We start from the raw sequence: 13,758 nt of genomic DNA, 5'->3' as shown, positions 1-13,758 counted from the left end.
AGCCATTTGTACACGCCCGCTGAGGGAGCCTTCTTGAAACGATCGGAGGTCATGCCTTGTTGACGGAACGCGCGTCAGCGCTATTCGAGGCCCTGGAACGTCAGGCCAGCGAGGGAGTGGAAGAGATCGCCGGCCTGCGTGAACGCCTGACTCGGCTCGAGGCCGAAAATGCCAGCCTGCGCGAGGCGCTGTCGCACCTCGTGACAGCGGAGTCCGCGCCGCCGCGCTCGGCCCACGAGCGCGGCTATCCGTTGCCCCGGCGCGGCGGATACGACGAGCGCCATGGCGAGCCGCCCGTCGAGGCCGATCCCGCCGCTGCGGTGGTGTCCGAGCCGGCTGCGTCCGAATCGTCGGCGGTGCCCGCCGTGTCGGCGGCAGCCCCTGCCGACGCCGAGCCGCCATCCCCCCAGGCCCTGCTGGACAGCTGGTATCGTCGCTACACCCGCACTTTCTTCAAGGGGCATACCCGGCCCCTGAAGGTGGGCATCCACGAGGACCTGCTGGCGCTGGAACCCTGGCCCGAGAAACTCGTACGCCGGGCGCTCGCCTGTTACGTGCATCTGCCGCGCTATCTCAAGGCCGTGCGTGCCGGTGCCGAGCGGGTCGATCTCGAGGGCCAGCCGGCCGGCGTGGTGGACGACGAGGAAGCCCGTCACGCACGCAAGAAGCTCGAGGCCCTGCAGGCCAAGCAGCGCGCGCGAGACGCCGGCACCTCGGAGCGTGAAAGCCGCAAGAACGTGCGACTCGATCGCAAGTTGAGCGACCTGCTCGCCAAGCACGGCCGTCACTGACCCATTGCCTCCTGTCTTGCCTGTCTCCGTAGCGCCATTGCGTTTGGCGCTGCGGGGTTATTCACCGCGTTACGTTGGCCAGCCGTTGGTTGCGACGCGCGAATGGCTTGATTAGTGCCCTTGCAATGACACCCAGGGCTGATCATCATGAACGCCGTTCGCGATCGTCACGCTTTCGTCACATGGTGGCAGTAGGGTGCGTCGTGACACGGTATCGCGGCGTTGCGGTGCCAGTGTGCCGAGGTGAGCCGAAGAGGGCCCCGCTGAGGCGGCAGGATTAAAAACAGTGTTTTTTTCTTGTTGCGTTCGGGAAAGTCCCGGTATAAGGTTCTCCTGCGAGCATTGGATAATAACAAGGCTTCGCTGAGGCAAGCGCCTTTTCAGGCTGCGCCCGGCAAGCCAGTTGCATTTGCAAACAACGATCGAACAGTAAGCTAGTTAAGGAACTATCGCGATGAAAAAGACGCTCTTAGCGACTGCTATTGCCGGTGCCCTGGGCGCCTCCGCCGCTGCACAGGCCGCCACCGTCTACAACGAAGACGGCACGCAATTCGACATCTACGGCAACCTTCAGTTCGCCTACGTCGACACCAAAGATTCAAGTGGTGACTCTCAGGACGAGATCCTGGATAACGGGTCCACCATCGGTTTCAAGGGTCAGCATGTCATCAACCCGGGTCTGACCGGCTACTTCAAGTACGAATTCGAAGGTGACGCCGACGAGATCAAGGGCGCTGGTGGCATCGACACCGGTGACCAGGCCTACATGGGTCTGAAGGGCAACTTCGGTGATGCCCGTATCGGTTCCTGGGATCCGCTGATCGATGACTGGGTCCAGGATCCGATCTCCAACAACGAATATTTCGACGTCACCGACTCCAACTCGCTGATCACCGGCGCTGATGGGGCCAACACTCAGGACAACGACAACCTGGATCGCGAAGGCGACAAGATCCAGTACATGTCTCCGTCCTTCGGTGGCTTCCAGTTTGCCGTCGGCTCCCAGTACAAGGGTAGCGCCGAGGCCGAGAACGTCTCCAGCGACGGCAACGCTTCCTTCTTCGGTGGTGCCAAGTACTCCATTGGTGCCTTCTCCGTCGCGGCTGTCTACGACAACCTCGACAACTACGACGGTAAGATCACCGGCAGCCAGTACATCGGCGGTGCTGACGATGGTGAAGACTTCGACGCGGGTGACCAGTACGGTGTGACCTTCCAGTACACCATCGAAAGCCTGCGCATGGCGCTGAAGTACGAGCGTTACGATTCCGGCAACACCGACTACCTGCCGGACGAGAACCGCTACGCTCTGGGCGCGCGCTACGGCTACGGCATGGGTGATATCTACGGTGCCTACCAGTACGTCGACGTGGGCGGCGAAGACATCGGCGACACCATCCGTGATGGCACCGACAGCATCGGTGACAACGTCGATTCTCGTAACGAGATCGTTGTGGGTGCCACCTACAACATCTCGCCGGCCATGTACACCTTCATCGAAGGTGCCTGGTACGACCGCGACAACGACGAAAACGACGGTGTTGCCGTGGGTGCCGTCTACAGCTTCTAAGCTGTCGACCGACACACGACGCATTGTCTAATGAAGCCGGCCCGTCAGGGCCGGCTTTCTATATTATTGGCACCCTTTTCTTCTCGGTCACCAACACTCGCTCCGCCTTCCGCCTTCCGCCTTCCGCCTTCCGCCTTCCGGAATCTTGCGCCAGATCAGTCGATTGCCTTCAAGACGTGTTGCCCGTTCGTTACCAAGGTGCAACGCGCGACGAAGCAGTCTACGGTTAATGAACCGTCATCGAATCGTCATGTGGGTGTCACCCATCCGCGGGCATGATATCGCCGTCCAGGTCATTGATAATCAGAAGAAACGGAGAATAGGGCCATGTCGATCACTCGTCGTCCCCGAGTTCGACAGTTAGAAGCGTAAATGACTGATTTTCCAGAAAACACGTTTCCAGAATTGGCACTACAACAACCACCAATCGACGTAGATGGTTGATTTTGTAAGAGAAAAACAAACCTCGTATCGCAACTGCATACCAGCACGATACTGACAGACTCACCAGAATGGCAAGGTGTGCATGAGGCAAAACGTGTCACTACAAAAGGCCGTCGATTGAATAAAATCAATAGGTTACACGATTAACTGTCGAACTCGGGGTCGTCGCTTCCTGCAGGGGACACTTGCCGCGGGAGCCGGTGCCGCCTTGCCGGCGTTCTACATCAACAAGGCACTCGCTCAGGACAAGACGCTGCGGATCTATGCCTGGGCCGGCTATTTCACCGATGAGATGCTCGCCGACTTCCGCGAGAAGACCGGCATCAACGCGACCTTCACCCCCTACGGCACCAACGACGAACTGATGAACTCGCTGCGCGCCACCGACGGCAGCGGTTTCGACGTGATCATGCCGACCGTCGACCGGGTGCCGGGCTATCTCGACTACAACCTGGTCCAGCCGCTCGACGAGTCGCGCATTCAGTGGCAGGGCTGTCTCGACAGTGCCCTGGAAGGCTCCGAAACCGGCGGTGTCGTCGACGGCAAGCGCTACTTCGCGCCCAGCGACTGGGGCACCGAGGCGATCACCTTCGACCGCCGGTACGCCGCTGTGGACCCGGACGACCTGAGCTACGGCGATCTCTGGAATCCCGATAACGGCCAGGGCGTGACGGTACGCAGTCACTCGGCGCTGGTGGGAATCGGTCTGTGGCTCCAGGCCCAGGGCAAGCTGCCGCGGCCGTTGCTCGACTCCTACAAGAGCGAGGAGGCGATGCGTGCCAACTTCGACGTGATCCTCGCCGAGGCGGTCAAGCACAAGGACATGATCGCCCAGTTCTGGTCGACCGAGAACGAGGCCCAGGCGGCCTTCCGTACCAACGGCGCGGTGATCGGCCAGACCTGGGACAGCACCGCCTTCCGGCTGCAGAGCGAGGGCATGGATGTCGCCTATCGCGCCCCGAAGGAGGGGGCGCTGGCGTGGATGGAGGGCTTCGTGATCCCCAGCAACGCCCAGAACGTCGACGCCGTCTACGAGCTGATCAACTGGTACTACACGCCGGAGGCCGGGGCGATGTTCGTCGAGTCCACCGGCTACAACTCCACGGCGAAGGGCGCGGAGAAACTCCTGCCCGAGGCGGCGCGCCAGTTCTTCGAGGCGTCCTACACCCAGCAGGACCTGGCCAACCTGTGGTGGTGGCCGATCCAGGAGCCCTGGTACGTGGCACTGCGCAACGAGTATCAGGATCGCTACCTGTCAGCCTGATCGATCCGCCGAGCGCGCCGCGCATGCCCAGGGCCTGTGGCGCGCTCGAGCTTTCCTGCCCACTGACGACGAGGCCTTATGGACGGAAGCGTCACGCTGGACGACGTGATGATGCGGTTCGACGATTTCACGGCGATCGAACCCACGCGATTGACCATCGAGTCCGGCGAGTTCTTCAGCTTTCTGGGGCCGTCGGGCTGCGGCAAGACGACCCTGCTCAATATCATCAGCGGCTTTCTGACGCCGAGCGAAGGACAGGTGCGCATCGGCGGCGAGCCGATGGCCAGCGTGCCGGTCAACCGGCGCCCCACGGCGATGATCTTCCAGAATCTGGCCCTGTTTCCGCTGATGAGTGTCTATCGGAACATCGAGTTCGGTCTCGAGGTGCGCAACGTCGGTCGGGCGGAAAGACGTCGCCGGGCCGATGAGCTGCTCGACCTGGTGGCACTCGGCGGCAGTGGCGACAAGCCGATCTCGGCACTCTCGGGCGGGCAGAAACAACGCGTGGCGATCGCCCGGGCGCTGGCCGTGGAGCCCCGGGTGCTGCTGCTCGACGAGCCGTTGTCGGCACTGGATCTCAAGCTGCGCCAGCACATGCGCACCGAGCTCAAGGCGATCCAGCGCAAGACCGGCATCACCTTCATCTACATCACCCACGACCAGGGCGAGGCGCTGACCATGTCGGACCGCGTGGCGGTGATGTCGGCCGGACGCATCCAGCAGGTCGCCGATCCCGAGACGCTCTATCAGCGTCCCGCCACTGCCTTCGTCGCTGCCTTCGTCGGCGAGAACAACCGGCTGCCCGGGAGAGTGGTAGCCAGCGACGGCGAGACGACCACGCTGGACGTTCCCGGGCTTGGCCGGTTGGCAGGACGCACGGGGCAGGCGCAACTCGCCGTCGGTCAATCGGCGGCGCTGTTCGTGCGTCCCGAGCATCTGCGTCTCGACACGACGGGGGACGATACCCGGCTCGAAGGTGACGTGACCTCGGTCAGCTTCGAAGGCGCCTGGCGCATGCTCGAGGTGTGCCTCGCGGATGGCTCGACACGGCTGCGCGTGCTGCTCGGCCAGGGCGCCGGCCCGGCGGCGAATCCCGTGGCGGGGCACCGGGTCGAACTGGGCTACGCACCCCGCGATGCCGTGGTATTGACCGACGATGCGCCGGCGGACGTCGATGCCGAGACCGGCGAGCCGCTCGCTTCCCGGACCGGGGAGGGGCAGCATGCTGCATCAGCTTAAGGGGCGTTTCGGTGCGCCGGTGGCGATGGCGATCGTCGGGCTCGTGGGGATCTGGCTGGTCGTCATGGTGGTCTTGCCGCAATGGCAGATGATCGCCTATTCCTTTCATCCCAATCTGCTGCCGGCCGAGATCGGCGGGCCGAAGGACCACTGGAGCCTGACCAACTACGCCACGCTGTTCGACAATCGCATTCATCTGGCGATCTTCTTCAAGACGCTGTGGTCGAGCGTGCTGGTCACGGGACTCACGCTGCTGGTCAGCTATCCGATCGCCTATTATCTGGCCAAGGTCGCCACGCCCGGGCAGGCGGCACTGTGTCTGCTGCTGCTGGTGATCCCGTTCTGGATCAACGAGATCCTGCGCACCTTTTCCTGGTTCATCCTGCTGGCGTTTCGTGGTCCGCTCAACGAGCTCCTTCTGGCACTGGGGCTGATCGACCGGCCGATTCGCTTCTTGAGCGGCGACGGCGGGGTGCTGGTGGGGATGGTCTATGCCTATATCCTGTTCATGGTATTCCCGCTCTACAACGCCATCGAGAGTCTCGATGGCAACCAGATCCGCGCGGCGCGCGACCTGGGCGCGGGCAGCGTGCGTACCCACTGGCGGGTGGTGATCCCCCACGCCAAGCCGGGGATCGCCACCGGCTGCATCATGACCTTCATGCTCGCCGCCGGCAGCTATGCGGTACCGGCGCTGCTCGGCTCGCCGGGCAGCCGCTGGTTCACCCAGATCATCTACAACTGGTTCTTCGAGGGCGGTGACTGGAACCAGGGCGCGGCCTACGCCTTCCTGCTGCTGGTGTTGTGCATCGGCTTCATGTCGCTGGTGATGCGGCTGTTCAAGGTCGGCCTGGCCGACATCGCCCGCTGAGGAGCCCGTGATGAGTGCCGAACGATTCCGCGACTGGGGGCTGCGTTTCTACCTCGGGATATTCTTCGTCTACCTCTTTCTGCCGCTGGTGATCATGGGCGCGGCGACCTTCAACGACAGTCGATTTCCCACCGTCACCCCGTGGCGCGGAACGACGCTCAAGTGGTTCGAGGCCCTGTGGGCGGACGGCGGCATGTGGGACGCCCTCGGCAACAGCCTGCTGGTGGCGCTGGGCGTTCTCTGCCTGGCGGTGCCCATCGGGGTGGCCAGCGCGCTGTTCCTGACCACCGTGGAAAGCCGCGCCAAGCCGTTCGTCTATGGCCTGATTCTCTCGCCGCTGTTGACCCCGGGGGTGATCATCGGTATCTCGACGCTGATCTTCTGGCGTCAGTTCGACGTCGCCGGCGGCACGCTGCTCACCGTGCTCGGCCAGACCACCTTCATCGCCGCCTACGTGATGCTGATGGTGATGGCACGGCTGCAGCGCTTCGACCGCACGCTGGAGCGGGCGGCACTGGATCTCGGCGCCTCGCCGTGGCAGGCGTTTCGTCGGGTGCTGCTGCCGTTCCTCAAGCCGGCGATTCTCTCGGCGGCGGTGATCGCCTTCCTGCAATCCTTCGAGAACTACAACACCTCGCTGTTCGTGGTCGGCTACGACACCACCCTGACCGTCTATATCGCCTCCAAGGTGCGCACCGGCCTGACGCCGGCGGTCAATGCTCTGGGCCTGATCCTGATCCTGATCACCATCGGCCTGGCGGTGATCTACGAACTCAAGCGCCGTCGCGAGAGCCGGCTTGCCGCGCGTTGAGCGATCGGTGCCGCCGTCGATGGTCACCCACGCGCGTGCCGTCGGGCGGGTACGACCGCGTGTCTCTCCCGGTCATCGAGTCTTCGCTCTGCGTGGATCGATTCAGCGTCGTCATGCCGATGCGCGCCGACAAAGGCGTTCCAATCGCGATGCACAGTAGGAAAGCATCCCCGTAACCCGATATGCTGGCCAGTGTATCGGCACGGTGGCTCGAATGGGATGACGAAGCAGGGAAAGAAGCGACTCGCAGGCATGTCGCTCAAGCGACGGTTGCTGTCGAGCCTGGGGCTCGGCTGGATGGCGATCGTGCTCGTGTTGCTGGCGGCCGGCTGGTATTCGGGCCGTCAGTTGATCCGCGAGGTCAGCGACACGCATCTCGAGTACGAGGCGCGTCTGATCGCGCGACAGATCGAGCAAGAGGTCCAGTTGCGACTCGAGGCCATGCAGCGTCTGGGTGCCGACATCGAGTCGACGGGGGACATCGACGCGACCGGGACCCAGCGTGCCCTGGAGAACGAGTCGGGCCTGCTGGCCCTGTTCGACGGCCTGGCGGTGGTCGATCGCCGGGGCCGGGTCATCGCCGACTGGCCCCATCGACCGGGCCTGCGCGGATTCGATGTCGCCGATCACGATACCTTCCTGTTCCAGCGCGAGGTGGGCCGGCCCTACGTCAGCGAACCCTTCGTCGAACCGGGCAGCGATACGCCGGTGATCCTGTTCAGCGTGCCACTGACGGATGCCGACGGGGAGTTCGCCGGCTCGGTCGGAGGTGTGGTCAATATCCTGAATGGCCAATTGTTCGAAAGGCTGCGTCACATTCGTCTGGGAAAAGAGGGCTTCGCCGCGGTAATGACGGCCTCGGGGCGGGTGCTCGTCCACCCTCAGCGCAAGTGGCTGCTCGAGCCGACCCCATCGGCGTCCCAGAATCCCTGGCTCGACCTGGCTCTCGACGGCTGGGAGGGCACCGCGGTCGGCCCCCTGGTCAGCGGTACCGTCGCCCTGCAGGCCTATCAGCAGGTCTGGACGCCGGGGTGGGTCGTGGGCGTCTTCCTGCCGCGAGATCAGGCCTTCGCGCCGTTGCACTGGTTCCTGCGCAACCTGTGGCTGGTGGGCGGGATCACGGTACTGGCGATGCTGCCCCTGCTGGCCTGGTTGTTGCACGTCGGGTTGCGTCCGCTGCGCCAGCTCGAGCGGCAGATCAAGGCCGTGGGCCAGGGGTATCGGGAATTTCTCGACGTGCGTACCGGTACCGAGGAAATCAGTCGTGTCGCGGATAGCTTCAACCAGATGGCGGAGTGGAGCCGGGAGGCCAAGGAACGGCTCCTCGATCGTCAGGCTTTCCTCGATGCGGTGCTCGCCTCGTCACCACTGGGCATGTTCGTCTACGACATGCAGGGCACGCTGCTCTACGTCAATCCGGCGATGACGCAACTGACGGGCTATACCCTCGACGATCATCGCAACGATTCCCTGGATGCGCACATTCACCCCGACGACCGGGGCGACGTCCGCGATCTCTGGCGCTCCAGCCTGCTCAGTGAGCGTGATTTCCAGCGCCAGTATCGCTATCTCACCGCCAGCGGCGAACTCATCTGGGTGGACGTGCATGCCAGTCTGGTCCGGTTGGAGAGCGGGACGCCACTGGGGTTCGTCGGCACCATGAAGGACATCACCGAGCACCACCAGCGGGCCGCCCTGCAGCGCTGGGAGGCCGAGCACGACCCGTTGACCGGCCTGCTCAACCGTCGTGGCTTCGAGCGGCGGCTCGAGGAAGCCCTGGCCGACTGGCTCAAGGGGGGCATCAATGCGGCATTGATTCTCTTCGATCTCGATCACTTCAAGCCGATCAACGACGAGGGCGGTCATGCCCTGGGCGACCACATGCTGGAGCTGATCGCCCATACCATCGCGGCCCAGGTCCGCAAGAGCGACTTCCTGGCCCGCTATGGCGGGGATGAATTCGCCATCCTGCTGCCGGCCTGCAGTCTCGAGCAGGCGACGTTGACGGCGGAGAAGCTGCGCCGCGCCGTCGAGGCGTTGAGCGTCAGTCATGCGGGTAACACCTACCGGGTCTCGTTGAGTCTCGGCGTGACCACGCTGGTTGCCGGCGACGCGGATATCGAGACGCCGATGCGCCGGGCCGACCAGGCGAGCTATCGGGCCAAGGAGTCGGGCCGCAACCGGGTGGAGATTGCCCCGGCGCCGGTCTGATATTCGGCCCGAGCGCTGCGCGAGTTGATCGTCGTCAATGTCGCTTCTCGGCGATGTACTACAAAACAATGAGAAGCAGCGAGGAGTGAGGTCGACGGCAATGAACGCGAACCAGCGACGGCGGGAACTCGAAGCCTTGCGCGATACCCTGGAAGAACGGTTGCAGCGTTACCGGGCCCATCAGCATCGTGAGGCGGGGCCGCTCGACAAGGATCTCGGCGAGCAGGCCCTCGAGATCGAGAATGACGAGGTGATCGATCGGCTGGAGGAAGAAGCTCGCGGCGAACTCGATCAGGTGAAGAGGGCCCTGACGCGCATTGCCGAGGGCAATGGCTCACGTTGCGAGCGCTGCGGCGTCTCGATCGACCCCGGTCGTCTGCAGGCCCTGCCGGCCACGACCCGCTGTCTGGCCTGTGCCTCGCACCCTTGATGGTCACTTTCCTGCCAGCCGGCGTTCGGGCGCGAGGTCGAGTTGATCGCTGGTCGACCAGGGCGAGTTAATGCTTACTAATGATGCAGTCTCGGTGCCTGTTAGTTCACGAATGATAATTAAACGAGACACCGGAAGTTGGCGTAAGAGCGTCTGTTCTCGTGGCGCATTAAGTGCATGATTTAATGTACTCGGGTTGTACATTTTTCATAACCTGTATTATATTGGCTGTGTTCAAGATGATCGGGATGATCGTTCGAGCAGGGATGCCGATGGCCAGGGAGGCCACGAGGGCAGGGAGGTCGCAGCGACAGGATGTCACCTGACCAGGGAGCCTGAGATCCGAGCAGTAACGCGCCTCGCCGACTATTGGCGAGGCGCTTTTTATCGTGACTTTTCTGTTTTGTCATTTTTTATATCATGGTTTAGTCTGTGCTGATCGAAGCCGGACTTCATGCGAAAGTCATCGCACTGGACCACGCCGAGTTCGGCGAAGAAAGGCAATGGACTGCCTGGGTATCCGGTCGGGCCTGTCGACCCGCCAAGTTCATGGCTCCGGCCTGTCCATTTCCGCTTTCCTTTCTTTCTCTTTCAGGTGGCTGCCCGCGTGACGTCGATATCTTGTCGGCGCCCACGACGGGCAGGGACCCTCGACGAGAGGTGACGGTCGCGAGTGCCTGAGCGACCCGTCATCGACGAATCGGGCGTTCATTCCCCTCTTCGATCCCTGCGTTTGGCCCTGCCGTCCCGGCGGGGCATTTTTTTGACCATGAGCTGCCAAAGGCGGTTTTACAACAGGGGGGCGAGTCTGCATTGTCCCTGTCACTTGCCGATCCTTTCCGCTTCAAGCTATTGAAAATCAATGTGAAGATGAGTCGATTCGAGGCCTCGAAGACGGCCCGGGCGATGGATGAGGTGTGAGGTCGAATTATACAAGCGAGTAAAATTGATAAAATATCGTACAACATAACATGGGTTAATTACAGCGCCCCGGCGACATGAGAAATTACCGTCGTCGGGTCAAGGATGGCTCGACAAGAGGGGCGAAAGGGCCGATTCCGGCTTTGAATCTCTGCCAGAGGGTGACCGCACGCTTGCGTCCGGGACGCTGCATGAGGTTTGGCACGTTGCTCGCCTTTCGTTTCAGGCTTCGCCTTGAATGCTGTAAGGCACATGGCGATAGGGATGTCGATCGGGCAAGGAAGCCCAGGACCAGGGAAGGTCTGCCTGTGGGTCGATGGCACGCGTCAACAGGAAGTTGTGACTGCCAGGGAGACCCACCTCGAAATGATCGATTGTCTCATCAGGCCCCGTCCGCCAGGACGGGGCCTTTTTATGTCGGCCCGCCCTTTGACGATGGAGCCTTTGTACAAGGGCAGGGGGCTCAGGAGGCCGTTCCCTCCAGCGAGGGGGCATCGAGTGTGGAGAGCGCCGGGTTGAGCGTGTCGCTGAATCGCTCGGGTTGGAAGTGGGCGATTCGCGCGAGTTCCTCGAAGTCCAGGATGTCGATGCTCTGCCGTTGCCGGCGTACCAGGCAACGCGCGGCGAGGTCGCTGAGCGTGCGACTGACGTGCACTTCACTCATGCCCAGCATCAGGCTCAGTTGCCGCTGGGTGAGCGGCAGGGTGAAGGTATTGCCGACGGTTGCGTTGCTGCGTGATAACCGATGATGGACTTCTAGGGCGAAATGGGCGATTCGTGAACCGGCGTCGTTGCTGAGGACATTGATCAGGCGCTGGGTGATCGTGCGCTGCTGGCGAGCCGTGGCCGCATAAAGGGCCATGGCCACGCGCGGCGCCACCTGGAAAAGGCGATGGATATTCTCGACGGGGATGGGTCTGACGATGCCATCGGTCAGCATTTCCGTCGCCGTGTAATGCGCCGTGAAGGTGAGGTCACGAAGGCCCATGACATCGCCGGGCAGACCGATATCGAGGATCTGTTCGGAATTGTCTGCCGTGCGGTGAAAGGTATAGGCCCAGCCCTGGTGCACCGAATACAGGTAACGTGGCGCTTCGTCGGGCTCCCACAGCCGGGTGCCCTTGCTGACTACCTTTGGCGGGCCTTCCAGCGCCGATACCAGCCGACGCTCATGGTCGGTGAAGGCAATATGATAGGTGAGATTTTGCATGATGTTCGGTGAGATTTTGCATGAAACGACATCCGTCAAAGGTCCGTGCGCAAGCCCTGCATACCCTTTGGCGTGGTTCCTTCCATGATGGAACGTTGTACAATTTAGCTGTCTGTACCACGGTTATGCAATAACTACGATCAAGTCTTTTTTTGTATAGCTTCTGTCTAGCTTTTTGCCGCCCGGGATCGCTCCCTCCGGCTTGTTTTTCGCGCCTTTCCCGACAACCGTTTCAGCGTTTACCACTCGCTGCCGATAGCTGGCACGCGGTAATCATTCCTGTTTAATCAGAAAAAACTAATCAAAGGAAAGAGAATGCAAAACTGGTCCGTAAGGGGCAGCCTGACGGCGGCATTGCTCGTGCTGGTCTCGATGATCGTGGTGATCAGCGTGCTGGGTTTCTATGCCATGACCTCCAGTGCCAGGGCGATCGACAGGCTGGCGGAAGTCAACGTTGCCCAGAGCAATGCGCTCAACCGTGCCCAGGTCAATCTGCTGCGTGCCCGCACGATGCTCGAGCAGTATGCCGGCGCCCAGGGGGCTCAGGCGAGTAGCCCCGCCGTACAGGCGCTTCCCGAGCGAAGTCGTGAGGCGCTTCAGAAAGCGCAGACGCGCTTCGATGCCTTTGTCTCGGCGCGAGCCGGCGAGGACCGTCGTCGTGATGCCGATGTCGAGGCCATCGAGGCCGCTTGGTCGTCGCTCGTGACCGATTCGCTGCAGCCCCTGGTGCAGCATCCCGAGCGCTTCGAGATTCGCGTGAAGCAGGCCGAGGTCTCCGAGAAATTTGCCGCCTTTGACGAGGCGGTCAGGAATTTCATCCATTATGTGGAGTCCCGTGGCGACGAAATGATCGCCAGCAGCCATCGCATCAATCGAATCGTCGAGGGTGTGGCGGTTGCCCTGCTGGTGCTGGCACTGATCGCCGCCTTTCTGGTCCGCCTGGGCATGATCCGCGTCGTCGTCAAGCCGCTTCAGGATACCGTCGAGCATTTCAACCGCATCGCCAAGGGCGACTTGACCGCCCGCGTGGAAGATCGGGGCAGTAACGAGATCGGGCAGCTGTTCGCCGGGCTCCAGGCGATGCAGAACCAGCTGATCGGCCTGGTGACTTCGCTGCGCCATAACAGCGACAGCGTCTATACCGGTGCCCAGGAAATCGCCACCGGTAGCCAGGACCTTTCCTCGCGTACCGAAGAGCAGGCCTCCGCCTTGCAGGAAACGGCGAGCAGCATGGAACAGATGGCGTCCACGGTGCGCCAGAACGCCGATGCGGCCGCCGAGGCGGATCAACTGTCGGCGAGTGCTTCCCGCAAGGCCGAGGATGGCGGTCGTGAAGTGCAGCAGACCGTGGCGTTGATGCGTTCCATCGAGGACAGCGCCCGCCAGATCAACGAGATCATCGGCGTGATCGACTCGATCGCCTTCCAGACCAATATCCTCGCCCTGAATGCCTCCGTCGAGGCGGCGCGGGCCGGCGAGCAGGGTCGCGGCTTCGCCGTGGTGGCGAGCGAGGTTCGCATGCTGGCCAGTCGCAGTGCCGATTCGGCCAAGGAGATCCGCGCCCTGATCGAGACGACATCGGCGCGCATCGAGTCGGGGGCCGAGCAGGCCCAGCGCAGCGGGCAGACCATCGACGACACCGTCCAGGCGATCCGGCAGGTCTCCAGGCTGATGAGCGACGTTTCCGCCGCCACCCGGGAGCAGCATGCCGGCATCGATCAGATCAACGTGGCCATCAACCAGATGGATTCGGTGACCCAGCAGAACGCATCGCTGGTCGAGCAGACCAGTGCCGCGGCCGCTTCGCTGGAAGAGCAGGCCGAGCAACTGGCGACGCTCATCGGCGTCTTCCGTCTCGCCGACTCGACGGCGACCCCGGCCAGGGCGCTGCCCGATGCCGGCCCGGGAGGGGCGCAGGGACGGCGCTCGACGTCTCGCGAGCCGGCCGCTCTCGAGGCCGCCGAGGCCTGCTAGGGTGCCCGGCTGTCAACGGGAA

Annotated in this window: 10 protein-coding genes; 9 read left to right on the top strand and 1 reads right to left on the bottom strand. The window is 62.6% G+C overall.

What is annotated here, in order from left to right; translation table 11 throughout:
- The first annotated feature begins 56 nt into the window (after positions 1-56).
- From D0901_RS17405 to D0901_RS17370, 8 genes are all read left to right on the top strand, one after another.
- A complete protein-coding gene (locus D0901_RS17405) occupies positions 57-791 on the top strand; it encodes a ProQ/FINO family protein (RefSeq protein ID WP_233440460.1) in 735 nt (244 codons plus the stop codon).
- Positions 792-1,245: 454 nt separating this feature from the next.
- On the top strand, positions 1,246-2,361 hold the full coding sequence (locus D0901_RS17400; protein ID WP_129141571.1) for a porin: 1,116 nt from the start codon (positions 1,246-1,248) through the stop codon (positions 2,359-2,361).
- Positions 2,362-3,013: 652 nt separating this feature from the next.
- Positions 3,014-4,069, top strand: coding sequence for an extracellular solute-binding protein (locus D0901_RS17395; RefSeq protein ID WP_233440459.1), 1,056 nt, complete (start codon positions 3,014-3,016; stop codon positions 4,067-4,069).
- Between the two features lie 78 nt (positions 4,070-4,147).
- The gene (locus tag D0901_RS17390) at positions 4,148-5,308 is read left to right on the top strand and encodes an ABC transporter ATP-binding protein (RefSeq protein WP_129141569.1); all 1,161 of its coding nucleotides are present in this window, start codon (positions 4,148-4,150) and stop codon (positions 5,306-5,308) included.
- The gene (locus D0901_RS17385; RefSeq protein ID WP_203234893.1) at positions 5,292-6,179 is read left to right on the top strand and encodes an ABC transporter permease; all 888 of its coding nucleotides are present in this window, start codon (positions 5,292-5,294) and stop codon (positions 6,177-6,179) included. The genes D0901_RS17390 and D0901_RS17385 overlap by 17 nt, the downstream gene beginning before the upstream one ends.
- 10 nt (positions 6,180-6,189) lie before the next feature.
- Positions 6,190-6,990 carry an ABC transporter permease gene (locus tag D0901_RS17380; protein ID WP_129141568.1) on the top strand — a complete coding sequence of 267 codons (801 nt, stop codon included), beginning with the start codon at positions 6,190-6,192 and terminating at the stop codon, positions 6,988-6,990.
- Between the two features lie 252 nt (positions 6,991-7,242).
- Positions 7,243-9,201, top strand: a complete 1,959-nt coding sequence (locus D0901_RS17375; RefSeq protein ID WP_162500907.1) for a sensor domain-containing diguanylate cyclase — start codon at positions 7,243-7,245, stop codon at positions 9,199-9,201.
- A gap of 100 nt (positions 9,202-9,301) precedes the next feature.
- A complete protein-coding gene (locus D0901_RS17370; protein ID WP_129141566.1) occupies positions 9,302-9,631 on the top strand; it encodes a TraR/DksA family transcriptional regulator in 330 nt (109 codons plus the stop codon).
- A gap of 1,384 nt (positions 9,632-11,015) precedes the next feature.
- On the opposite strand, the gene D0901_RS17365 is transcribed toward D0901_RS17370, so the two are convergent.
- Positions 11,016-11,801 carry a Crp/Fnr family transcriptional regulator gene (locus tag D0901_RS17365; protein ID WP_129141565.1) on the bottom strand — a complete coding sequence of 262 codons (786 nt, stop codon included), beginning with the start codon at positions 11,799-11,801 and terminating at the stop codon, positions 11,016-11,018.
- Between the two features lie 276 nt (positions 11,802-12,077).
- Between D0901_RS17365 and D0901_RS17360 the strand changes: the two genes are divergently transcribed.
- Positions 12,078-13,736: a methyl-accepting chemotaxis protein gene (locus D0901_RS17360; RefSeq protein ID WP_129141564.1), complete on the top strand. Its 1,659-nt coding sequence runs from the start codon at positions 12,078-12,080 to the stop codon at positions 13,734-13,736.
- Positions 13,737-13,758: the final 22 nt, after the last annotated feature.

This window comes from Modicisalibacter coralii (assembly GCF_004117855.1).
In the GTDB taxonomy this organism is placed as follows: Bacteria; Pseudomonadota; Gammaproteobacteria; order Pseudomonadales; family Halomonadaceae; genus Modicisalibacter; species Modicisalibacter coralii.
The sequence above is the reverse complement of the archived record's forward strand: the minus strand, read 5'-3'. Positions and strand labels throughout refer to the sequence as shown.